The following is a 23,265-nucleotide window of genomic DNA, read 5'->3' as shown; positions in this document are numbered from 1 at the left end:
GCACCGTTAACATGAAGAAGCAATGGCTCAATCTACATCTCTTCCCTTCAATCGCGAACACATCTCCCCAGGCGACCGCCTCTGCGTAGCTGTTTCCGGCGGGGCCGACTCTGTCGCCCTTCTCCTCGCACTTCATGAAGCCAATGCAGCACCCCGCAACGCACTGGGTGTCGGGCTCTCCGCAGCTCACGTCCACCACGGTATCCGGTCGGCTGCCGAATCCGATGCAGATCTCGCTTTCGTCCGGAACCTCTGCATTCAGCTCGACGTTCCGCTGCACATCCACCATGCCGATGTCCCTGCTCGCGCATCAGAAAACCGCGAGACTCTGGAAGAGGCTGCACGCGAGGTCCGCTATAGCTACTTTCATTCGCTGATTGCCTCTGGTCATGCCGACTCCATACTCACAGCTCATACCCTCGACGATCAGGCTGAAACCGTCCTGATGAAGCTCCTCCGCGGAGCCTGGACGGAAGGCCTCTCCGCTATCCATCCCGTTGTCGAAGTCAGTGCCACGGCCTCGCGTCCCGGCGATTCAGCCTCGCGCAGCGGCAAGATCCTCCGCCCTCTGCTCGCTACACGCCGCTCCGAAATTGAGTCCTTCCTTCGCGAACGCGCTCAGTCATGGTGCACCGACTCTACCAACGCCGACACTACATACACCCGCAACCGCATCCGGCATGAGCTTCTTCCCCTGCTACGAACGTTCAACCCTTCCATCAACCAGACGCTTGCGAACCTCGCCGAAATCGCCCGCGAGGAAGAGGTACGCTGGCAAGCCGAGCTCACCCGCATCCTCCCCCAACTCTTATTGCCTGGCAAACCTGTCCGCGGAGGCGGCCGCACCGTATCCACCTCTACCGACTCATCCGCAGTCGCGATTGAGATCGAGCGGCTTCGCACACTTGACCCCGCCCTCCGTCGCCGCGTCCTCCGCGCCGCCGCACGTCAGCTTGGCTCTCGCCTTTCCTTCGACGACACGACCCGCCTGCTTGCTCTTGCCGGATTTGCCTCTCTGCCGACCGTGGCTGCCAGAACTGGCTCAGCTGTCCATCTGGCCAACGGCCTGCGCGCTAAGCGGTCGCTCCGTGAGGTGCGGCTCTCCCGAGAACCACAAGTCCTGTAGAACCAGCTATCAAGCCGTCTGCACGCAACCGAGACTCCAGCTTTCGCGCATGTCCGATCACCGTCACCCCTAAGTTGCAGCAGCCTTCGCTTTTCGCCCCTTGAATCTTCACATGTGAGAGTAGAATCTTAAGTAGGTGTATGGGGGCAGGACTGCTCCCGCGGCGTCGTTTATGTCTGCCTCTCCGCGGAACCTTCCTTTATCCCAATCGTCTAACGAAGAAGGCTCCTTTGCCGGGCTTTGCCCATAGAGGAGACCGGGTCTTATCAGCCATTTCTGTGGCCCGACAGACCGGAAAATGAGGAACACGCTTTGAACTCGACCGTAAAGCAAATTCTGATCTGGGTCTTCATGATCACCTGCGTGGTGTTCCTGTGGCAGTTCGTCGTCAAGGGAACGGGCGCCGGCCAGACCAAGGACATCAGCCTCACCACACTGCTGAATGACGCCGATCAGGGCAAGATCTCCGAGGTCACAGTCAACGGCTCCGAGGTCACAGGCAAGTATCGTGACGGCAACGCCCAGTTTCACACCACCATTCCGGCCAACTATCCGGACATGTACAAGACGCTGCGCGATCACGGCGTCAATATCACCATCAAGGACCAGAACTCGAATGCATGGATCGGCTTCCTGATCCAGCTCGCACCTTTCGCTTTGATCCTCGGCGTCTGGTTCTTCCTGATTCGCCAGATGCAGTCCGGCGGCAACAAGGCGATGAGTTTTGGTAAGTCGCGAGCCCGCCTGCTCTCGATGCAGCAGAAGAAGATCACCTTCAAGGACGTCGCTGGTGTAGATGAGGCTAAGGAAGAGCTCAAGGAGATCATTGAGTTCCTTCGCGAGGCCCAGAAGTTCCAGCGCCTCGGCGGACGTATTCCCAAGGGTGTTCTGCTCGTCGGACCTCCAGGAACCGGTAAGACCCTGCTCGCCCGCGCTGTTGCCGGCGAAGCCAACGTTCCCTTCTTCTCGATCTCCGGTTCAGACTTCGTCGAGATGTTCGTCGGCGTCGGCGCAAGCCGCGTCCGTGACCTGTTTGAGCAAGGCAAAAAGAACGCTCCCTGCATCATCTTCATCGACGAAATCGACGCTGTTGGCCGTCACCGTGGTGCTGGCCTGGGTGGCGGACACGACGAGCGGGAGCAAACCCTGAATCAGCTTCTGGTTGAAATGGACGGTTTCGAGTCCAATGACGGCGTTATCCTCGTTGCCGCAACCAATCGGCCTGACGTTCTCGATCCCGCGCTTCTCCGTCCCGGCCGTTTCGACCGCCGCGTCGTCGTCGATCGCCCGGATATTCGCGGCCGCGAAGAGGTCTTGAAGGTCCACTCGAAGAAAGTTCCCATGGCTGAGGACGTTGATCTGAACGTGCTGGCTCGTGGGACCCCGGGCTTCTCTGGTGCCGACCTGGCCAACATGGTCAACGAGGCTGCCCTCACCGCTGCTCGCTATAACCGCAAGGCCGTACATATGTATGACTTTGAGGTTGCTAAAGACAAGGTGATGATGGGTGCAGAGCGCAAGTCGATGCTTCTGACCGATGAAGAGAAGCGCGTCACCGCCTACCACGAGGCTGGCCACACGCTTGTCTCTGCGTTGCGCGATCACTCCGATCCTCTGCACAAGGTCACGATCATTCCGCGTGGAATGGCTCTGGGTGTCACAGTCTATCTTCCTGAAGAAGACCAGCACACCGTGACCAAGGAGTACCTCGAGACACGCCTCGCCACCCTGATGGGCGGCCGATGCGCAGAAGAGATCTTCCTTGGCAAGATGACTACCGGTGCCGGCAACGACATCGAGCGCATCACCGAGCTCGCCCGCAAGATGGTCTGCGAGTTCGGCATGTCGAAGCTTGGGCCGATGACCTACGGCAAGAAGGAAGAGCAGATCTTCCTCGGCCGTGAGATCGCCCAGCACCGCGACTATTCCGACGAGACAGCCAAGCAGATCGACGCTGAGGTTCGCAGCTTCGTCGATACGGCGTATCAGTCGGCCTACAACCTGCTCAACACCAACCAGGACATCATGCACCGGCTCGCCGCCGCCCTGCTGGAGCGCGAAACACTCGACGCTAACGAGATCAAGCTGATCATCGAAGGCAAGGAGCTTCCGCCCATGAAGTCCGCTCTGGCCGCTGTCGATCCCGGTTCGGGAGGCGAGGCGCAGAAGATCCTCAAGCCCGAGTCAGGCCGCAAGCCCGGCTTCGGCGAGGGCCAGCCTTCACCGGCATAACTTCTAACCCAGCATCAAAGCGGAGGCAGCCCACGTGGCTGCCTCTTCTTTTTATTCTGTCCGCTTTTCCATACCTTCACGAAGCGCAGCCAGGACGCCGAAGCCCATACACAAAAGAGGAAATATCATTCCCCATCCCTCATACATCAACAGATAGAAACCACGGTAATCGGCCTTCCATATCCCATTCCAACCCAGATAACTATGTGCATGGGAAATACTCACCCAATAAACGCCTGCTCCAACCAGTATTCCGGCAAGAAGAGCACGAAGATCAGACAGGCGGGGAATCAATCGTAGGAACAGGTTTGCTAGAACCGCAAGAATAAGAACCAATCCGATTAATTTAAGTCGAACTCCAAAGGGATAAGGCTCACGAGTTGTCTGTACCCAATCGTTCCCGTAACAAATAAATACAGCTATGACAATAAGCAACAAAAATATCATCCAGGTCAACACAACAAACTGTTTGCTCGATCTCTCAAAACGCATGGCTGCATTCTATGCGGAGCAGAAGCAACTCATCTATCCCAAATGCGACAATAGAGCTCGGATCGCATGAACCTCCCGCTGCCATCCTGCTCACTCTTGACAGAGCCTCAACCTTTTCCGGTATCGGCATCAAAGGAGAGCTCCGGGGCTACCTCTTCTTTTTGTACTTATGCGATTTCCACGGTGTATGTTTGGAGACAAGATGCTTACGCGCCCCTCCCACCTGCTCAAGCTAGAAGACGCGCTGCTATTTCTGGCCATCCTGTTTGTCTACTTTCACCTGCATCTCTCGTGGCTGCTCTTCGCTATTCTCTTCCTCGCGCCAGACCTCTTCATGCTTGGCTACCTCAGTGGCCCGCGCACCGGATCGGCTATCTACAATCTCGCCCATACCTACTTCCTGCCCATCCTGCTCGCAGCCATAGGTTTTTATCGCAGCACATCGCTCCTGCTCACTATCGCGCTCATCTGGGCAAGCCACATCGCTTTCGACCGAGTTCTCGGCTACGGCCTCAAATATCCAACCCACTTTAAAGACACGCATCTTCAACATCTCGACTCAATGCGACAATAGAACTCAGATCGCATGAACCTTCGCGCCGTTATCCTGCTCGCTCTTACGACATTCCTCGCCGGATGCGGTTATCACACTGCCGGCTCGGCGACGCATATCCCCGCAAATGTTCGTACCCTCTCCGTCCCCATCTTCGCCACCAACGTACAGGCCTACCGCACCGAGGTCGCCTTCACGCAGGCCATCGTCCGCGAGCTGAATACACGCACCAAATACCGCATTGTCAGCAACGACTCTGCCGACACGGATGCTACGCTGAATGGCACCATCCTCTCCGAGACGATCACTCCGCTCACCTACGACGCCACCTCCGGTCAGACCTCCAGCTATCTCGTATCCGTTACCGCCCGTGTCATCCTCACTGCGCGAGACGGCCATGTACTTTATCGCAACAGCGCCATCACCTTCCGCGAGCAGTACCAATCCACGCAGGACCTCAGCGGCTTTATCCAGGAAGGTTCCCCCGCCATCAATCGCATGTCAAAGGACTTCGCCCTGGCCGTCGTCAGCGATATGCTGGAGTCGTTCTAATGGCTACGTCCTTACGCAGCTTTGCCTCCACTGATCGGTTCATCACCGAGATCGCGTCGCCATCCCCCCGCCCCGGCTATGTCCTCGTCGGTGACGAGATTTTCCTCTACGATCGCTGCCGCCGCGCCGTTCTCTCCACACTCGTCCCCGAAGGCGCACGCGACTTCTCGCTCCACGACATCGATCTCTCCGAAACCAACATCTTCGAGGCACTCGACCGCGCGCAGACGCCATCGCTGATGGCTCCCTTTCAGGTTCTCTTTATCCGCAACATCAAAAACCTCTACGGCCGCGGCTCGAAAAAAGAAGAGTTTGCCGCCATCGACGCATATTTTCGTTCGCCAAACCCGCAGGCGCTTCTCCTCTTCGTCGCCGACCATATCCGCATCCCTACCGACATCCGCAAGATGGACTACCAGGACAAGGAGCGATTTGATCGCATCCGTGAGACCCTCGGCGAATGGTGCGGCATGGTTGAGCTGGCCCGTGTCGACGAAAATGATGCCACCCGCTGGGTGGTTTCCGCTGCCGAGGCTCGTAACGTTCGCTTCGATCCCGACGCTGCTCGCGAGCTCGTCGACTCTCTCGGAGCCGACATGATGCTCATCTCCAGCGAATTCGAAAAACTTCTTCTCTATGTAGAAGCAAAGAACCGCGTCACTCTGGGCGATGTCGAAACCATGGTGCTGGCCGCCAAACAACGCTCCCTCTACGAACTCACCGACGCGATCTCCGCCAAGGATCGGCCCCGCGCTCTTGCCCTGCTCCACGGGCTGCTCAACGCCTCTGACGGTGGCGAGGACGCTGCCATCGGTCATCTCTATATGCTTGCCCGGACCTTCCGGCAGATGCTGATTATTCTTGAGAAGAACGTACGCGATTCACGCGCCATATGGCAGGCACTCTGGCAGGGCTTCCGCATGCCGCCCTTCGCCGCCGACGACCTCATCCGGCAAGCTCGTCGTTATAAATCACGCCGCGAACTTACCCGTGCCCTGCGCCTTGTCGCCCGCGCCGACCTCGAGTTGCGTAGCTCCCCTGCAAACAAGCTCCTCGTCCTCGAACGCCTTGTCCTCGACCTGTGCGCCGAGCCGAAGCCATCGCTATTTGATCCATCCCTCCAGTTCGCCATGGAGCTTTAGCTACCCGACAAATCGCCACACAGCTACCCGCTCCTCGTGTGTTCCGAACTTGTCCGCCTCCGCCTCCTCCGGCGTAAATGCGAATACCGTCTCCCACTGTTTCTCCAACTTTGGGACGCACCTTGTCACCAGCTTCATAAACGCAGGGTTCACATACATCAGATAGACCTCGCGCGGCTCATTCTCCAGAGACCTGGCGATATGCTTCAGGCAACGCTTCAACACCGGCGGCAGAAACGGATTGTAGAGATAGATCACCAGCGGTCCCTTTGGATAGGCATACTCCGTGGCGTCTCCGTTTACGGTTTCAATGTCTTTGCACGCCCGCCATGGCGCTGCAAACTCTGCGATATTCTGCGCTGCGGCAGCACTCAGCTCAGGAATAAATTCGACACCGACAATCTTCCTGAACGGAAACCGCGAGGCCACCAGCAGTGCCCGCCCTTTCCCGGATCCCAGATCGACAAACGTGAACCTTTCTGCTTGAATCTCCAGCGCTTCAATAGCTCGCGTCAACAGCGAAGGCGAAATGCCGTAATACGCCGTGCTCCATAGATCGTTCCCCTTGCCTGAAGATAGAAATTCACCCCACACCAGCCCGCTCGTATCTGTTCCATGTTCTAGATCGAAGGGATGAATCTCCGGCCCGCCCTGCCCCTTCGACAGCGCAGCCTGCTCTTTGTCCACCTTCACCAGATGCAGCCGCTGTCCAACCTTCTGCCCAGCCAGCGCAACAAATCCCCAGACGCCGCGATTCATCACTACATGCAACAAACGTCGAACATGTTTCCGCGCCATTCCCTGTCGTACCTCTGTTCAAATCTATCGAGTGCCTGTAAAGTCTTTTGAATTCTTTGATGCAAAGTACTCTGGAAGAGTCCGTTGAAGCCCGTAATGGCAACAGGAGAGCAAACCGATGCAAACCAGCAATGACACTCACTGGAAGCAAGTCACCCTCTTCCTGCTCACGCTTGCGGCCCTCGTCGTCTGCGCACTCATTCTGCAGCCATTTCTATCTGCCATTGTCGGCGCAACCGTTCTTGCGGTTATTACGCAGCGTCCCTACCAATGGCTCAGGTCGAAGATCTCGAACCGCAGCGTATGTGCCGCCGTCGCACTCCTTCTTATCATTCTTGTCATCGTTACTCCGATTTACCTTCTCGCGCAAAGCCTTACCGGCCAGGCCATCGATGTCGTCGCCGCCCTGCGCAGCGACTCGACACAACAGAAGATCAGCAACTACTTCGACCACCACCCCACGCTAGCAACTCGCATCAACGCCGTAACGGACTCGCTTGACCTTGGCAACACGGCTCGCTCAGTAGCAACCTTCATCGGGAGCAAACTCGCCGGCTTCATTGGACGCTCCTTCTCCGCCATCACGCAGATCGTTGTGATGCTCTTTATCCTCTTCTTCCTTTTCCGAGACCGAGAACTCGCCGTCTCTTTCGTTCGTTCTCTACTGCCGCTACAATCTGACGACTCCGACCGCCTCGTCTCGCGTGTCGGAGACACCATCTACGCAACCGCACTCGGACGCCTCGCCATTGCTGGCGTACAAGGTGCGCTCGCCGGACTCTCCTACTGGGTCCTCGGCGTTCCAAACCACCTCTTCTGGGCGATCCTCACTGCGGTCATGGCGATGGTTCCAGCCTTTGGAGCCTTCCTCGTCTGGGTACCCATTGCACTCTATCTTGGCTTCAACGGACATTGGGGCAAGGCCGCCCTGCTCGCAGCCTGGGGCGGTGGAGTTGTCAGCCTCATCGACAACTTCCTCTACCCCGTCCTCATCGGGCCAAGGCTCCAGCAGCACACCGTTGCCGTCCTGATCTCTATCCTCGGGGGCATCGCTCTGTTCGGAATTACCGGTATCGTCCTTGGCCCTGTAGCCTTTACGGTCGCATCCACGCTCCTCGATATCTGGAAAGATAGAACAGCTACAACGGCTTCCTAACCCTGTACGGTTATCGAATCCTTCCTGTTTGACAGCCCGTTTGCAGAAGCGAACACTGATTAGCGAAGGAAAGCTTTCTCTATGAAGAACGAAAAATCCGAAGCCACTCTGATCTCGGCCCCTCCCACCACAAACAAGCACCTCATTCGCTGGGTCGAAAAGATGGCCGACCTCACGCAGCCCGACTCCATCCACTGGGTCGACGGCTCGCAGGCCGAATATGACGCTCTCTGCCAGGGCTTGATCGACGCTGGCACCTTTATCCGCCTCAATCAGAAGCTCTGGCCCGGCTGCTACTATGCCCGCTCAACACCCAACGATGTCGCCCGCGTTGAAGACCGGACCTTCATCTGCTCCCTCTCCAAAGACAACGCCGGTCCCACCAACAACTGGGAAGACCCCTTCGTCATGCGGCGCAAGCTCAAGCAACTCTTCCGCGGCTGCATGCGCGGACGCACGATGTACGTCCTCCCCTTCTCCATGGGCCCGATCGGTTCGCCGATGTCGCAGATCGGTGTGCAGCTTACCGACTCCGCCTATGCCGTCGTCAATATGCGCATCATGGCTCGTATTGGCGCCCCGGTCTTCGCCGAGATCGATAAAGACATCAAGCGCGTCGTCCCGTGCATGCACTCCGTCGGCGCCCCGCTCGAGCCTAGCCAGCAGGACGTTCCCTGGCCCTGCAACGACGAGAAGTACATCGTCCACTTCCCCGAAACCCGTGAGATCTGGAGCTATGGCTCCGGCTACGGCGGCAATGCTCTGCTCGGCAAGAAGTGCTTCGCCCTGCGCATCGCCTCCAACATAGCCCGCGACGAGGGCTGGATGGCCGAGCACATGCTCATCCTCGGCGTCGAGTCCCCTACGCACGAGAAGACCTACGTCGCCGCTGCCTTCCCCTCCGCCTGCGGCAAGACGAACTTTGCCATGATGATCCCGCCCGCAGGTTTCGAAGGATGGAAGGTATGGACCGTTGGCGACGACATTGCATGGATCAAGCCCGACTCTACCGGACAGCTTCGCGCTATCAACCCCGAGTCCGGCTTCTTCGGCGTCGCTCCTGGCACCTCTGCAAAGACGAACCCGAACGCGATGGCCACGCTGGCGAAGAACACCATCTTCACCAACGTCGCACTTACCCCAGACGGCGGAGTCTGGTGGGAGGGCATGACCGATACGCCTCCCGCCGAGTGTCTCGACTGGCAGGGCAATCTATGGACGCCCGAGATCGGCAAGAACACCGGCAAACCCGCCGCGCATCCCAATGGACGCTTCACCGCCCCGGCCAGCCAGTGCCCCACCATCGATCCACACTGGGAGGCCCCGGAGGGTGTGCCCATCTCCGCCATCATCTTCGGCGGCCGCCGCTCCACCACCATGCCGCTCGTCTTCCAGGCTTTCAACTGGTCTGGTGGAGTATACGCCGGAGCAACCATGGGCTCGGAGACCACAGCCGCTGCCGGTGGAGCACTCGGCAAGGTACGCCGTGACCCTATGGCCATGCTGCCCTTCTGCGGCTATCACATGGGTGACTATTTCCGGCATTGGATCAAGATGCAGCGCGCCCTCTCTTCAACTCCCCGCGTCTTCCATGTCAACTGGTTCCGCAAAGATGAGAGCGGCCGCTTCCTCTGGCCCGGCTTCTCCGAAAACATGCGTGTGCTGAAGTGGATCGTCGACCGCGTCCGTGGCCGCGCCCAGGGCAAGGAGACCCCCATCGGCTGGACGCCGCACTTCGAGGACATCCGTTGGGAAGGCATCACGCTTCCACGCGAGCGGCTGCGTGAGATCTTTGACGAGCTCCAAACCGTCGATCGCGCGGCATGGCGTAAGGAGGTCATGGACCACGAAGAGCTCTTTCTTGCTCTCCACGATCACCTGCCGCCCGAAATGATTTATGAGCGCGAGCTACTGATCTGCCGCCTGTAACGGGGCAGATCAGGCTTCGCTTAATGAATCTCTAAACTGCTACCTGCTACAAATCATGCAAAATGCTGATCTAAAAAGAGAAAGCGACTCCAAACGAGCTAAGAGAAATCAGGAAAATCGTATTGCATTCATGCCTGTGTAACTCTTGACTCCCGAACAGCTTCCCGCTATCTTATTCAGGTGGCAGGACTCCCTTCGGGTTGAGTCGGCCATAACGAAGTCCACCCACTTCGTTGCTACAAATGGAAAACCCACGCAACAGCCCCCACCGCGCTGCGTGGGTTTCCTTTTTACCCCGCAAAAACTTCGTAACTTGACGCATCCTAAGGAACCCTCTACTCTTCTAATTAGATATGGGATCGAAGAACATCGCGACCAGCACCTGTTGCCTCTGTTGTATGGGCACCTGTTGCTGCTGCGTTGGACTCTCCCTCTCCTAAGCTAGAAAACATCGCTTAGAGAATCTCAGGAACCCACGTACAGCGCTCGAAGCCTGCGTGGGTTTTATTTTTTGCCTCCACGCATACCCATAAAACCTGAACCGACAGAACTGAGGAACCGGATGGCAACTCCAGATACCACCATCAAGAGCCGCATCAATATCGACCTGATCGCCGTCGTTATCGCTCTCACCCTTGCCGGGCTGATCCGCTTCAATATCATTCCGCCCATTTCCTTCTAAGCTCGAGCATGTCCGCCCACACCATTCCGGCTCCGATCGAAGCACCTGCGTCATCTCTGGCCGCTCGCTTTTTGCGAGTGTTGCCGGGCATTGTGTTGCTCTTCGGAATCGGCCTCCTGGGCAAGTTACTGGAACACACCTTCACGCATCTTCGCGCGACGTATCCCAGCATTCCCTTCCCGCATCTGGAATATGTCCTCTGGGCGATCCTGCTGGGATTGGCCATTGGCAACACACTGGGAGTCGCGTCGATCTTTCGTCCCGGCGTCGCCACCTATGAACTTTGGCTCAAGCTCGGCATCGTCCTCGTCGGTACGCGTTTTCTACTTCAGGACATCCTTCATATCGGCGGGCTCTCTTTGCTGCTCGTCGCCGTCGAACTCATCCTCTCGCTCTCGTTCATGCACCTGATGGGGCGTATCTTTCGTCTGCCTCCCAAACTGACCAGCCTGCTTGCCATCGGCTCCAGCATCTGCGGCGTTACTGCCATCATGGCCGCACGCGGAGCTATCGAGCCTGAAGAAGAGGACACCTCAACCGCTATCGCCGCCATCCTCACTCTCGGCGCTATTGCTCTCTTTACTTTTCCTGCGATTGGCCACGCACTCCATATGAGCCAGCAGGGCTATGGTATGTGGGCAGGCCTCGCCGTCGACAACACGGCCGAATCACTCGTCACCGGCTCGCTCTACGGCGAAGAGGCCGGACGCTGGACCGTACTTGCGAAGACGGCACGCTCCGGCTTTATCGGCTTTATCGTGCTGGCCTACGCCATCTACTGGTCGTCGCGAGGACTCGCACCTGATGTTGAACATAAGGGCCTCTTCCTCTGGCGCAAGTTTCCGAAGTTCATTCTCGGCTTCATCGCGTTGGCCATTCTGGCAACGCTGGGTTTCTTCAGCCGCGGACAACTCGCCAGTCTCGCCAACCTGTCGAAGTGGGCCTTCCTTCCCGCATTCGCAGGAGTCGGCCTCCGCACCAATCTGCGCGACCTTACTGGACAGGGCTGGCGGCCACTCGTCGTCGGCATCCTCGGTGAAATCGTCATCGCCCTCATTACACTCGGCCTCGTCTACTGGAGCTATAACCACGGAGTCGCTCGATGACCCGGTTTAGCTTCATGCCGATCTGTTGTTGTCGCCTCTAAAGCGCGAAAGCCGCACCGTCTCTCCCCTCTAACAACATTCATCCTTGCGATTCGCCTCATTGGCAGGCGAACGCTCCTTTCTCACTGGAGACCGTTTATGCACGCCCCCATTCGCAGACTCGCATCTGCAAAGACTCTACTGACCGCACTGTTTGTCCTCACTGCTGTCGCACCACGCATCAGCCACGCCCAGGTTGTCGGAGGCACACTCTCTGGCATTGTCACCGACCCGACCGGAGCCGCGCTCTCCGACAGCAACGTCACCGTCCACAACGATGAAACCGGCAACGAGCGTCGCCTCACCACCGGCCCCGACGGCCGCTTCTCCGCACCCTCGATCCCCATCGGCACCTACACCATCACCGTTGAGCACGAAGGCTTCTCCGTTCAGCATCGCACCGACATCCCGCTGACTGTCGGCCAAAGCAAGCAGATCGATATCCAGCTCACCGTCGATGCCGTACAGCAGCAGGTCAGTGTCGAAGATACGCCTGCCGTCGTCAATCTATCGACACAACAGACAGCAGGCCTCGTCGATGAGCGGCAGATCAAGCAGCTTCCCCTCAACGGACGAAGCTACGATCAGCTGATCACGCTCAATCCCGGCGTCGTCAATTACACCAACCAGCGCTCTGGCTCGATCGGCACATCGAACTCTTCCGTCGGCAATATGTTTGCAATCTCCGGCCGCCGCCCACAGGACAATCTCTTCCTGCTGAACGGCGTGGAGTATACCGGTGCTTCACTGATCAACGTTACGCCCGGCGGAACCAGCGGCCAGTTGCTCGGCGTCGATGCCGTGCGCGAGTTCAACGTCGTCACCGACACTTACTCCGCCAGCTACGGCAAACGTCAGGGCGCACAGATCTCCATCGTGACGGCTTCGGGGACAAACCATCTGCACGGTGCAGTTTACGAATACCTGCGCAATTCCGCACTCGATGCACGCAACTACTTCGATCAGGCACACATTCCTGCCTTTCAGCGCAACAACTTCGGTGGCTCCCTCGGGGGCCCTATCCGCAAAGACAAGCTCTTCCTCTTTGCCAACTACGAAGGCTACCGCCAGAACCTCGGCCTCTCGAATGTCACCTTCGTCCCCGACACACAGGCACGCCAGGGCTTCCTCCCCGATCCGTCCAACCCCTCGGGCCCGCGCAAAAACTACGGAGTCGCATCAGGCGTCGCTCCACTTTTCAATCTCTGGCCTACACAAAACGGCCCTGCCCTGCTCGATGCAACCGGCAACCAGACCGGCATCGGACTTGCGTATTCCAACCCCATGCAGCGCATCCGCGAAGACTTCGCCACGGCGCGCTTCGATTACAACGTGACGCCAAGCGATCTCTTCTTTGGGGTTTACACCGTCGACGACTCGACTGCCGACACCCCAACGCAAAACCCGCTCGCCTCCATCAACGAAGACCTGCGTGAACAAGTCGCCAGCCTGCAGGAGCAGCACGTCTTCTCCCCGCACCTGCTCAACACCGCACGCTTCGGCTTCTCACGCGCATCCTTCTTCTTCCTCGGCTCGTCCTCTCCACTCGGCGGAGCCACTGTAAATGGCTGGGTTGCCGGCAAGCCTGTCGGCGCCATCGTTATCGCCGGTTCGACTGCCTCCAACGGCTCTTCGCAGATCACTGGAGCCGGCGCAAACGTTGGCTCCAACAATGCCACCACGCGCAATCTATTCACGTTCGACGATCACATCTTCTGGACCATCGGACGCCATCAGATCGAAGCAGGCGGCTGGCTGCAGCGGTTGCAATCGAACGACAACCTGGCGCAGAACCAGTTCGGTCAGGCGTCATTTGCATCGCTCACAACATTTCTGCAAGGCACCGTGAAGACCTTCACCGTCGTTCCATCACCCACTCGTCTGAACTGGCGCTCGTGGATGGGAGCCGGATACCTCGAAGACACCATCCGCCTGACTCCGCGCATCGAACTCCGCGCTGGCCTGCGCATTGAAGCCACCAACGGCTTCAACGAAGCCCAGGGGCGTGCCTCCAACTATGGCTTCACCAACGGCATCATCAACACAAATCCAACCATCGGCTCGTCTCCCTTCACCGACAATCGCGCCAAATTCCTCCCTGCTCCACGCGCAGGAATCGCATGGGATGTACATGGAGATGGCAAGACCAGTGTGCGCGCTGGCTTCGGCATTCACTATTCCTTGCTCGACAACCTGAACTACCGTCTCGATCAGACCGCACCCTACAACACAACGCTTTCGCTCGCGAATGTACCAGTATCGAGCCTCAATATCACCTCTTCCACGAAGCCTTCACCGGGTACTCTCATTTCCCCCTCCAATGTGCAAACCGATATCGCCACGCCAACCGTACTTTCATGGAGCCTGCATATCGAGCAACAGCTTGCTCCCAGTACATCGCTGACACTCGGTTACATCGGCTCGCATGGCTATAACCAGATCCTCTCAGGCGACCTTAACGAACCCGAGGCGACCATCGTCAATGGGAGAATCTACTACCCCACCACCGTCAAGGTGAACCCGAACGTTGCCAACACCACTTCGTGGTTCTCGAAGGGTTACAGCAACTATAACGGCCTCGTCGTCGATGTGCGACGCAGCTTCACACGCGGTCTGCAGATTCGCGGCAACTACACCTTCTCGAAGAATCTCGACAACGGCTCGGCATGGAACACCAGCGTTAGTGCAAACACCCCCGCCTTCGTCTCCTACCCGACGAATCCAGACATCGACTATGGTCCCGCAGCTACTGATATTCGCCACTTGGCATCGATCAATGGAACCTACGATCTTCCTTTCGGCAGCGGCCACCTGATCGGGTCGAACCTAAGCGGATTCACCAACCGTGCCGTCAGCGGCTGGACGCTGAGCACCATCATCGCCATCCAATCCGGCTTTCCCTTCTCGCCACAGCTTGGCTACAACCCCACGGGGTCGGGCGATACGCGTAACCCGGTACGCCCCGATATCAACCCGAACTTCCGCGGCAATCTCTATCCGCGCACACCGCAGCAGTACTTCAATCCCGCAGCATTTCTCGCCCCTGCTTACGGAACGGTGGGCAACCTTGGCCGCGATACGCTCACCGGACCTGGGCTCACTAACACCGACCTGTCTCTACTCAAGGTGACGCAGATCTCCGAGCGGGTTCGCGCACAGTTCCGCGCCGAATTCTTCAACGTTTTCAACCACACAAACTTCACAACACCCAACCCTGTCGTCTTTACGTCTGGCCCAACCCAGGGCACACCGGCAAATCAGGCCGCTGCGGTTGTCGCCAGTCCAACAGCAGGAGTCATCACAGCAACCTCAACTACCTCGCGACAGCTTCAGTTCGGCCTTAAATTACTCTTCTAAAAATGAGGGGGGCGCTACTTATAGAACGCTGCCAAAGCAGCGCCCTCTCTTCGTCATGCCATGCTTGCCTGCTTCTGCAGACCACTCTCTTCTTTGATCTTGCGCAGGCGCATCTGCTTCTCAGCCATCTTCTTTTTCAAGGCAGGGACGGCATTCACCAGCCTCATCCCCGTACGCATCCCGACAAGCAGCACACTGCCAAGCACCGGCTTATGGATTGGATCCTTCGCATCCATCTGTTTACGCGAATCGATCACAGCATCCCTGCTGTACTCCAGCATCTCCGCCTCATAGGCATGTAACGCAGCCACCAACTCCGCTTTAGCATCACGCACCTCAATCAATCTGCGGCACAATAGCTCGGCATCGCGCAGTGCCGTATTTGCTCCTACTCCACGCCCCGGCGTCATCGTATGAACCGCATCGCCTAACAGGGTTACGCACGAGCTGGACCACGGCTCCGGCGGCACCGATGTACGGATATTGATCGAGAAAACAGTCGATGGATCGGTCAGCTCGATCAGCCGCCGCATATTCGGGTGCCATCCTTTCACCATCTCTTTCACCATTTCCAACTGTTGCACCTGCGCCAGCTTCGTGGGGTCCTGCGGTAGCCGCTGCCGCGCTCCCCAGACACCCCACATGATGTAGTCGCGCGTATTGTCGTAGAGCATCCCCGGCCACTGCGAGATGAGCTCGGCATCGTTGCCTCCAACTCCAGTCTTTACGCCGTGGCGATCCCACTTGAACTCCATCACATGCAGAATGGCTCCATACCCCCTTGGAGCCATCACCAGTGATATCCCATTGAATACCTTGTCTGACAGCAGACCCTTCGCCTCAGCCGTCATAGCAACTTTCCCACCAACTGAGAGTATGCCCGTCTCTTCCATACGGGCGTTCGGCAACCGCTGTTTCCGCACGCGTGAACCTGCACCATCGGCCCCCACCAGCACATCGCCCGTTGCGTTGCTGCCGTCTTCGAAGAACGCCGTCACGGTTCCATCGGTGTTGTAGTCGAAACGCTCAAACTTCTTGTCGAACTCAACCACATCCTCAAGCCCCGTCAGCAATACTTGCCGCAGCGTCATCCGGCTCACCGACTTCTCGCTGTCGATCGGATCATCGCCTTCAGGAGCATCAAAGGACAGCACCTCGCTCAACTGCTCCGTCAGCATGTTGAAGTACCGTGGAGCCCGCGCGCAGGTTGCCACGAACAGGTCAAACAGCTCCGGCGGCAGACACTGCTTCATCGCATAACTTCCTGCAGGGCTGATGCCCACGCGATATCCGTGAAGTCCGTCCTGGCGTGTGCGGTCACGCTCGAAGACGCGGACAGCAATCCCTGCCCGCTTCAGTCCATGTGCCAGGCACAGCCCACCTGTGCCCGCACCAATAATCAATACACGCAGTTTCTTCTCCATCTCCATCACACCTCTCCGTTACTCCGTCTCTCCGTGCTGGCTGCCGAACTCAGCCGCCATCTTGTGCAACCACGCCTTGCTCCACGTCAGCTTGCCCGATCGCAAATCACTCACAACCGAACGAACCCACTTCAGCTCAGTTACCAGCGACTCCCTCAATAGCTCTATCTCCAGCAGAAACAACCGCGGCAGGAAGGTAACTTTTGCCAGTTCGTCATCAATCCGTTTCAGTTCAGCCTCAAGCGCCACAACCCGCTGCACCAACTGGCGCTGCGCATCACTCGGAGTCAGCACCGGCAGGAACGACAGGGCCGCTGGAAACTCTGGAAAGTCCTTCGATGGCGTTGAAAGAATCTGCCGCATCCACTCGAACATCGCCTGCTCCCCCATCGCTGTCAGCTCATAGACCGTCCGCTCCGGACGGTTCTCCTCTCGCGTAACCCTCCGCGCCACGATCAGCCCATCGCGCTCCAGACGATTGATCGTCTGATACAAACTCGCCCGCTGTCCTACGTTGATTACCTCGTCCTTGCCGCGCTCCTTGATCAGCTGCTGCATGCGGTAAGGGTGCATCGGAGCCTCATACAACATCGTCAGAACGGCCAGGCCAACCGGAGAGCGTTTTGAACTCTTGATCTTCATAGTTAAACAAATACTAGTTATAAAATAACTATGTCAACTCAAAAATGCATCTGCCTCGGAAAGCGCCCTTTCTTTTCACAACACCATCGCTTTCCTCAGTCTCGTAAACTACGAGGAGCAATGCCTCTTGAGACGCCCAACACTGGCCCAGTCGTCGCCGTCGCCAACCCGACACCAAGCGGATTCACCCCGCTCCGCATCCCGCTCTTCCGCGACCGCTGGATCGCCTCGACGGTCTCCTCTGTCGGTACGTGGATGCAGGACACAGCCGGAACCTGGCTGATGACCTCGCTTACCGCGTCCCCTCTGTTGATTGCGCTGATGCAAACGGCCGCATCGCTTCCTGTTCTTCTTCTCGGCTTGCTTGCCGGAGCAACGGCCGACATCTTCGATCGCCGCAAGCTGCTCATCTTCTGGCAGGCGTGGATGCTCGGATCGGTCGCGATTCTTGCCGTGCTCACGTTGCTTGGACACATCTCTCCGTGGGCGCTGCTGGCGTTTACGTTTCTGCTGAACATCGGCTCGGCGATGAACAATCCTGCGTGGCAGGCCATCGTACCGGAGCTTGTCCCGCGCGAGCTGATCCCCGACAGTGTCTCGCTCAACGCCGCATCCAACAATCTTGCCCGCGCGCTCGGACCTGCGCTCGGCGGACTGATGGTGGCAGGTTTTGCCAACGTTTTTATCGGTGCTGGCTCCGTTTTCCTCTTGAATGCGTTGTCATTCGCCGGCGTGATCTGGGTGCTCTACAACTGGAAGCGCACGCCGCTCTTCAAGTCGGCTCTGCCATCAGAGCGCATCGCCGGATCCATCATGACGGGGCTGCGCTATGTCCGCCATGCGCCAGAACTGCAAGCATCGCTTGCGCGGGCCTTCACCTTTCCATTCTTCATTTCGGCAATATGGTCTCTGCTCGCTCTGGTGGCCAAACGCGACCTCAACGAAGGCGCTATCGGATACGGCATCCTGAACGGCTCGCTGGGTCTCGGGGCCGTCCTTGGCGCCACGCAGCTCCCCAAAGTACGGCGTCGCCTCACAGCCGACCAGATCATTGCCGTAAGCACTGCATTTGAAGCCATCACGCTTCTGGTGCTGGCCTATGTCCATCGTCCGTGGATCATCATTCCTATTCTGATTGGCTCAGGCTTTGTATGGACCAGTACGATGTCGACGCTCAATACCTCGGTACAGCTTGCTGTACCGGCCTGGGTACAAGCACGTGCGCTCGGTACGTATCTGATGACCTTCCAGGGAGGCATGGCCTTCGGCTCCATACTCTGGGGCTTCGTTGCCGAGCACACATCCACACCAACAGCTCTGGCGGCCTCGGCCTGCGGACTCGCCGTCACCTATCCATTCATCCGACGCTTCCATATTCTTCGCGGCCCGATTCCCGACCTGACACCGCATCTCTCGCCACGTCCTGCGCCACAACCTGCTCCCTTCCCGATCGTCGATTCACAGGCTGACGATCCAGTCCATTCCGGTCCAGTACGGGTCTCCATCGAATATCGTGTCCCAGCAGAAAATTACGCGGAGTTTACGCATGCAATTCATCAACTGCGTGGTGTGCGCTTGCGGGATGGAGCCATCCGCTGGGGCATCTATCGCGATGTCATCGACCCCGAACGGCTGAACGAAACCTTCCTCATGGAATCGTGGCTTGACTATCTGCGTTCGCGTGAACGCATTACCGCAGCCGACGAGGCGATCCGCGCCCGTGTACGCGCGCTGCACAAGGGCAACGATGCGCCGAAGATCTCCTACCAGATCTACGCCCGGGAGATTACACCGCACGACGCAGTGGAAGACTAGCTCTACCAGGCCCCTCGTTTGCCTCCGTACCACCACACCATGCCAACCGTAAATGTGTCCTGATGGGGTGAGAGTACGCCGGGCTTGTTCGTCAGGAAGAACGGCAGATTCGACCAGTCTCGCCTGTATTCCAATCGCGTCAGCAGGCCGTCGGCAACCTTGTACTCGTAGGTTCCAGTGAACTCTTTCAGTGCCTGGCTGGTACCGCTGAACAAACCATCTCTATCAGCCAAATATTCCGTTCGGCCTGCGAACGCCGACTGCTTCGTCCACTGGTAGCGAGCATAAGCTGCTCCACCAACCACGTGCGATGGAGCGGAGGACTGCCCCGAAGCCGCCTTCGCCCACTGCCGCGAGATGACATAGTCTCCTTCGATTGCAAGTGTCGTCTTCCGCGTCACATTCCATGTCGCATACGTGTCGAAGATATGCTGCTTGCCATCAGGAGCTGGAGAGATGGCCTTGAGGCACAGGCCGTTCTGAATCGGCGCTGTAGCGCAGTCCGTCGCTGGAGCTGAATCCGGATGGTCCTGTCCGTTGTAGTAGTTCACCGTCCAGGAGAGGTTCGATCTGGGCTGCAATGCCAGACCAAACATTTCATCTTTGTACGAGTTCGTAGGCTCCGACTGCTGCGTTCCATTCACCAGCCAGTAGTTCAGCCCTAGCTTGTCGTTGACTTTATAGTTGGCTCGCACTCCTGCGTGGTAGAACGGCAGAAAACCGAAGAGGAATGAACGCGAGTAGTTCATCTGGTCCTTCGCATATGTTCCTTCAATACCGATCGAGCTCGACCACTTGCCGACATCCACTGTCAGCCCTTTGCCCAACGGAAAGACATATGTTCCATACGCTTGAAAAATATTCCGATAGATATCGGGTCTGGGCTCATTTGCCGGGTTGCCCTGTGTCGTTTCAGTCGCCTGCCCAAACTGCAGATCCAGACGCACACCATAACGGCGGCCTTCCTCCACACTTGGATCGAGCGCAAGAATGATGCCTGTCTGGTTAACGCTGAAGGCGTTGCTCAACACATCATAGGCGCGAAGATACTGCACTCTTCCTATCGGATGATTGAAATCATAACCGTAGTAGCCATCGAAGAAGTAATTTAATGTAGTTCCTCCTGGCAGAGTCGCTGGAACCACATTGACTTTGTCAGGCTGCGACGCGACCGACTGCGTTGGCGGATTCGGCAGAGTCGAGGCGACTCGCGCCTCTGCAACGGGTTTTGGCTCCGTAGATGGTGCTACAGAAGACGAGGCGACCACCGTTGTCTCTGGTGCGGCAGACGCGACCACAGCCTGAGGAGCAGTTGTTGGCGTTGCTGTTTCCACGCCGTGCTGATGCTGACGACGCTCTGCTTCAAGCGCAGCGACGCGCGCCGACAACTCGCGAACCATCTGGCGAAGCTCATCCACCTCAGCCTGTTGCGCCGTCTGCGCAACACCTTGAGAAGATGTTGCAACAAGGATCAGTGCTAGTACGCACCAGATACGAAAAACTCTATTCAGATTCATAACCCGACCTGCACCGCGCCCGCCCAAAGGCAAGCGCAGAGGATGTAGAAAACGGTTCTTACACGTGTACGTCTATAGTAGGCGTAGATGATGCGCCTCTTCTTTATGAGCACGAGGGAACTTCGCTCTTTTGCGCTTTGCCTGGCAATATCGCCACTTGCGCTGGGCCAGGTCAACGCTAACGCTCCCGATAGTTCCGAGCGTCCGCTTCCCGACATCCATCAGTTTTTGCTTGATGTCGAACATCACCAACGTGACTCCGAAGCAATTCAGAAGAACTACCTCTATCACGAGATCGCGACCCAACGGCAGAACAACGGCAAAACCGAAGTCCGAGAGTACGACATCTTCTGGCTGAATGGAGTGGAGGTACAAAAGCTGACTCGCAAAGACGGCCGCGATCTCACGGCCGATGAGCAGAGGAAAGAAGACGAACATATTGATAAGGAAGTCGCCAAAGCCAAAGAGCGCAAAAGTAAAGCCGATGCAAAAGGCAAAGAGACAGACGCCAACGGACACGAAGAAATCACCGTCTCGCGTTTCTTCGCGCTGGGCAACTTCACCAATCCACGTCGCGTACAGATCGATGGCCGCGACACCATCGCTGTCGACTTCACTGGCGATCCGAAAGCCAAGACGCAAAATCGGGCCGAAGACGCCATCCGCCAGATGGCAGGCACTGTCTGGCTGGATGAGCAGGACCGCGTCATCACACGTGCCGAAGGGCGCTTCGTGAATAACTTCAAGATCGGCGCGGGCCTCGTGATCAACGTCAAACAGGGCTCAACGTTTTCGATGCAGCAGAAGAAGATCAACAACGAGGTATGGCTTCCTTCACAGGTTGAGGGTCAGGGCTCCATACGCGCCCTGCTACTCATCAACTTCAATGGCTCTGTCCACGCCGACTACTCGAACTATCGGAAGTTCAAGGCGACCGCTACGATCCTTCCCGGCGTTGCCACAGTCAACGAATCTTCACCGGAAGCCTCAAACCCGGACAGCCAGCCTACACGGCCAGCTCCACAATAAGTTCCCCGTTGCATCCGACTTAGGAGTAAATTTGGTCATACCACTGTTCCTTATCGGACAGCGAACGATCGAGAATCGATGCCCCGTATCCTCAAACTTGGTAGCGCCGATGATGTCGCGGTTGCATTGGAGTCTGTAAGTGCGGGCGAATACCTCGACGATCTCGATCTGGCTCTGCTCTCCGACATTCAGGCCGGGCACAAGGTGGCACTCCGAACTGTCTCAGCTGGCGATCCGATTCGTAAATTCAACCAGATCATCGGTTTTGCGACACAACCGATACAGACGGGTGAACACATCCATACGCACAACCTGGTCGCTGCCAGCTTTGAGCGGGACTACGCCATCGGCTCCGATACCCACCCGCTCAAACTTCTGGAAACCGATCAGCAGGCTGTGTTTCAGGGGTTTCTTCGCGCGGACGGCCGCATAGGCACGCGCAACTACGTTGGCATTCTGACCACGGTCAATTGCTCCGCTTCGGTTGCTCGTCGAGTGGCTGCCCATTTTACCCCTCAGGTGCTCAGCGCATTTCCAAACGTAGACGGCGTCGTAGCCATCACACACGGCACAGGCTGTGGCATGGCCGAGCATGGTGAGCCAGCCGATCTTCTGCGCCGTGTGTTTGCTGGCTACGCTACGCATCCGAACTTTGCTTCAGTCCTTCTGCTGGGGCTTGGTTGCGAGACCAACCAGGTCGATCAACTCGTCTCGCTGACCGGGCAATCGAACACCATCTACAGATCCACAATTCAGGATGAAGGCGGAACGACTGCGACTATTCGTTCCGGCATCGAGACGGTCTATCGCATGCTGGAGCAAGCAAACCAGTGCGTACGCACTCCTGCATCTGCCGCAAATCTCGTCGTCGGTCTGCAATGCGGAGGATCGGATGCGTACTCAGGCATTGGCGCAAATCCTGCGCTTGGAGCAGCCGTCGACCTGCTCGTCCGTCATGGCGGAACAGCAATTCTCTCGGAGACTCCGGAGATCTATGGCGCAGAACATCTGCTGACGCGCCGCGCTGCACGGCCTGAGGTTGGCCAGCGATTGATCGAGCGCATTCGCTGGTGGGAACAGTACACGGCGCGACATAATGGCTCGATCGATAACAATCCCCAGCCGGGCAACAAAACCGGAGGTTTGACGACGATTCTCGAGAAATCGCTCGGCGCCGTTTCGAAGGGCGGCACAACAAACCTCAACGAGGTGTATCTCTACGCTGAGCAGGTACGTGAGCGCGGACTGGTCTTTATGGATTCGCCCGGCTTCGATCCCGTTTCAGCAACGGGCCAGGTGGCCGCGGGAGCGAACCTGATCTGCTTTACGACCGGGCGAGGTTCGGTATTCGGCTGCAAGCCCACACCATCGCTCAAGCTGGCTTCGAATACCGCACTGTTTCGAAGGATGTCTGACGATATGGACATCAACTGCGGAACCATCATCGACGGCGCGGAGACAGTGGAAGCTCTTGGAGAAGCGATATTTGCTGAGATTCTGGCTACTGCTTCCGGCAAGCAGACACGTAGCGAGGTCCACGGGTTCGGCGAAGAGGAGTTTCAACCCTGGATTCTGGGTGCCACTTTGTAGTCATTCCTCGCGGAAGTTCCATGAACTGCCGTGCGAGAGCGCGTGGAAAGGACTAGCATAGAAGCAGGCCGTCTCCGGCGTAGG

The 23,265-nt window shown here is 57.6% G+C and carries 17 protein-coding genes; 12 read left to right on the top strand and 5 right to left on the bottom strand.

Features of this window, described 5'->3' with window-relative positions:
- Positions 1-22: 22 nt before the first annotated feature.
- Together tilS and ftsH are read left to right on the top strand one after the other, a co-directional pair.
- The gene (tilS, locus tag KFE13_RS17240; protein WP_260704831.1) at positions 23-1,126 is read left to right on the top strand and encodes a tRNA lysidine(34) synthetase TilS; all 1,104 of its coding nucleotides are present in this window, start codon (positions 23-25) and stop codon (positions 1,124-1,126) included.
- Between the two features lie 312 nt (positions 1,127-1,438).
- A complete protein-coding gene (gene ftsH / locus KFE13_RS17235) occupies positions 1,439-3,358 on the top strand; it encodes an ATP-dependent zinc metalloprotease FtsH (protein ID WP_260704830.1) in 1,920 nt (639 codons plus the stop codon).
- Positions 3,359-3,409: 51 nt separating this feature from the next.
- Here the strand turns inward: ftsH and KFE13_RS17230 are convergent, their stop codons facing one another.
- A complete protein-coding gene (locus KFE13_RS17230) occupies positions 3,410-3,850 on the bottom strand; it encodes a hypothetical protein (protein ID WP_260704829.1) in 441 nt (146 codons plus the stop codon).
- Between the two features lie 202 nt (positions 3,851-4,052).
- Here KFE13_RS17230 and KFE13_RS17225 point away from each other — a divergent pair, with 202 nt between their 5' ends.
- The 3 genes from KFE13_RS17225 to holA are packed head-to-tail and all read left to right on the top strand — an operon-like array spanning position 4,053 to position 6,097.
- On the top strand, positions 4,053-4,424 hold the full coding sequence (locus KFE13_RS17225; RefSeq protein ID WP_260704828.1) for a DUF4260 domain-containing protein: 372 nt from the start codon (positions 4,053-4,055) through the stop codon (positions 4,422-4,424).
- 12 nt (positions 4,425-4,436) lie between these two features.
- The gene (gene lptE / locus KFE13_RS17220) at positions 4,437-4,955 is read left to right on the top strand and encodes an LPS assembly lipoprotein LptE (RefSeq protein ID WP_260704827.1); all 519 of its coding nucleotides are present in this window, start codon (positions 4,437-4,439) and stop codon (positions 4,953-4,955) included.
- Positions 4,955-6,097, top strand: a complete 1,143-nt coding sequence (holA, locus tag KFE13_RS17215; protein WP_260704826.1) for a DNA polymerase III subunit delta — start codon at positions 4,955-4,957, stop codon at positions 6,095-6,097. The genes lptE and holA overlap by 1 nt, the downstream gene beginning before the upstream one ends.
- Here the strand turns inward: holA and KFE13_RS17210 are convergent, their stop codons facing one another.
- Positions 6,098-6,856 carry a class I SAM-dependent methyltransferase gene (locus tag KFE13_RS17210; RefSeq protein WP_260704825.1) on the bottom strand — a complete coding sequence of 253 codons (759 nt, stop codon included), beginning with the start codon at positions 6,854-6,856 and terminating at the stop codon, positions 6,098-6,100.
- A gap of 157 nt (positions 6,857-7,013) precedes the next feature.
- Here KFE13_RS17210 and KFE13_RS17205 point away from each other — a divergent pair, with 157 nt between their 5' ends.
- From KFE13_RS17205 to KFE13_RS17190, 4 genes are all read left to right on the top strand, one after another.
- A complete protein-coding gene (locus KFE13_RS17205) occupies positions 7,014-8,051 on the top strand; it encodes an AI-2E family transporter (RefSeq protein WP_260704824.1) in 1,038 nt (345 codons plus the stop codon).
- 81 nt (positions 8,052-8,132) lie between these two features.
- Complete coding sequence (locus KFE13_RS17200) at positions 8,133-9,980, top strand: phosphoenolpyruvate carboxykinase (GTP) (protein WP_260704823.1); 1,848 nt, start codon at positions 8,133-8,135, stop codon at positions 9,978-9,980.
- A gap of 690 nt (positions 9,981-10,670) precedes the next feature.
- Entirely contained in the window at positions 10,671-11,768 is a 1,098-nt protein-coding gene (locus tag KFE13_RS17195) for a YeiH family protein (protein ID WP_260704822.1), read from the top strand.
- 138 nt (positions 11,769-11,906) lie between these two features.
- Positions 11,907-15,164, top strand: coding sequence for a carboxypeptidase-like regulatory domain-containing protein (locus tag KFE13_RS17190; RefSeq protein ID WP_260704821.1), 3,258 nt, complete (start codon positions 11,907-11,909; stop codon positions 15,162-15,164).
- Positions 15,165-15,217: 53 nt separating this feature from the next.
- Here KFE13_RS17190 and KFE13_RS17185 read toward each other — a convergent pair whose 3' ends face one another.
- Together KFE13_RS17185 and KFE13_RS17180 are read right to left on the bottom strand one after the other, a co-directional pair.
- Entirely contained in the window at positions 15,218-16,588 is a 1,371-nt protein-coding gene (locus tag KFE13_RS17185; RefSeq protein ID WP_260704820.1) for an FAD-dependent oxidoreductase, read from the bottom strand.
- An 18-nt stretch (positions 16,589-16,606) separates the two neighbouring features.
- Positions 16,607-17,230, bottom strand: a complete 624-nt coding sequence (locus tag KFE13_RS17180) for a PadR family transcriptional regulator (RefSeq protein ID WP_260704819.1) — start codon at positions 17,228-17,230, stop codon at positions 16,607-16,609.
- Between the two features lie 120 nt (positions 17,231-17,350).
- Between KFE13_RS17180 and KFE13_RS17175 the strand changes: the two genes are divergently transcribed.
- Entirely contained in the window at positions 17,351-19,045 is a 1,695-nt protein-coding gene (locus KFE13_RS17175; protein WP_260704818.1) for an MFS transporter, read from the top strand.
- A gap of 2 nt (positions 19,046-19,047) precedes the next feature.
- On the opposite strand, the gene KFE13_RS17170 is transcribed toward KFE13_RS17175, so the two are convergent.
- Positions 19,048-20,562, bottom strand: a complete 1,515-nt coding sequence (locus tag KFE13_RS17170) for an outer membrane beta-barrel protein (RefSeq protein WP_260704817.1) — start codon at positions 20,560-20,562, stop codon at positions 19,048-19,050.
- A gap of 105 nt (positions 20,563-20,667) precedes the next feature.
- Between KFE13_RS17170 and KFE13_RS17165 the strand changes: the two genes are divergently transcribed.
- Positions 20,668-21,591 carry a hypothetical protein gene (locus tag KFE13_RS17165; RefSeq protein WP_260704816.1) on the top strand — a complete coding sequence of 308 codons (924 nt, stop codon included), beginning with the start codon at positions 20,668-20,670 and terminating at the stop codon, positions 21,589-21,591.
- Positions 21,592-21,669: 78 nt separating this feature from the next.
- A complete protein-coding gene (locus KFE13_RS17160) occupies positions 21,670-23,181 on the top strand; it encodes a UxaA family hydrolase (protein ID WP_260704815.1) in 1,512 nt (503 codons plus the stop codon).
- The last annotated feature ends 84 nt before the right edge of the window (positions 23,182-23,265 follow it).

The sequence above is a fragment of the Edaphobacter flagellatus genome, assembly GCF_025264665.1.
GTDB lineage: Bacteria > Acidobacteriota > Terriglobia > Terriglobales > Acidobacteriaceae > Edaphobacter > Edaphobacter flagellatus.
This window is presented reverse-complemented; position numbering and strand designations above follow the sequence as displayed.

What these genes read in the sequence shown, in the direction of transcription:
- KFE13_RS17200 (WP_260704823.1), top strand. Translation starts at nt 8,133, where the DNA reads ATGAAGAACGAAAAATCCGAAGCCACTCTGATCTCGGCCCCTCCCACC.
- tilS (WP_260704831.1), top strand. Translation starts at nt 23, where the DNA reads ATGGCTCAATCTACATCTCTTCCCTTCAATCGCGAACACATCTCCCCA.
- KFE13_RS17170 (WP_260704817.1), bottom strand. Translation starts at nt 20,562, where the DNA reads ATGAATCTGAATAGAGTTTTTCGTATCTGGTGCGTACTAGCACTGATC.
- KFE13_RS17165 (WP_260704816.1), top strand. Translation starts at nt 20,668, where the DNA reads ATGAGCACGAGGGAACTTCGCTCTTTTGCGCTTTGCCTGGCAATATCG.
- KFE13_RS17210 (WP_260704825.1), bottom strand. Translation starts at nt 6,856, where the DNA reads ATGAATCGCGGCGTCTGGGGATTTGTTGCGCTGGCTGGGCAGAAGGTT.
- KFE13_RS17230 (WP_260704829.1), bottom strand. Translation starts at nt 3,850, where the DNA reads ATGCGTTTTGAGAGATCGAGCAAACAGTTTGTTGTGTTGACCTGGATG.
- holA (WP_260704826.1), top strand. Translation starts at nt 4,955, where the DNA reads ATGGCTACGTCCTTACGCAGCTTTGCCTCCACTGATCGGTTCATCACC.
- KFE13_RS17195 (WP_260704822.1), top strand. Translation starts at nt 10,671, where the DNA reads ATGTCCGCCCACACCATTCCGGCTCCGATCGAAGCACCTGCGTCATCT.
- KFE13_RS17160 (WP_260704815.1), top strand. Translation starts at nt 21,670, where the DNA reads ATGCCCCGTATCCTCAAACTTGGTAGCGCCGATGATGTCGCGGTTGCA.
- lptE (WP_260704827.1), top strand. Translation starts at nt 4,437, where the DNA reads ATGAACCTTCGCGCCGTTATCCTGCTCGCTCTTACGACATTCCTCGCC.
- KFE13_RS17225 (WP_260704828.1), top strand. Translation starts at nt 4,053, where the DNA reads ATGCTTACGCGCCCCTCCCACCTGCTCAAGCTAGAAGACGCGCTGCTA.
- KFE13_RS17175 (WP_260704818.1), top strand. Translation starts at nt 17,351, where the DNA reads ATGCCTCTTGAGACGCCCAACACTGGCCCAGTCGTCGCCGTCGCCAAC.
- KFE13_RS17205 (WP_260704824.1), top strand. Translation starts at nt 7,014, where the DNA reads ATGCAAACCAGCAATGACACTCACTGGAAGCAAGTCACCCTCTTCCTG.
- KFE13_RS17185 (WP_260704820.1), bottom strand. Translation starts at nt 16,588, where the DNA reads ATGGAGAAGAAACTGCGTGTATTGATTATTGGTGCGGGCACAGGTGGG.
- KFE13_RS17190 (WP_260704821.1), top strand. Translation starts at nt 11,907, where the DNA reads ATGCACGCCCCCATTCGCAGACTCGCATCTGCAAAGACTCTACTGACC.
- KFE13_RS17180 (WP_260704819.1), bottom strand. Translation starts at nt 17,230, where the DNA reads ATGAAGATCAAGAGTTCAAAACGCTCTCCGGTTGGCCTGGCCGTTCTG.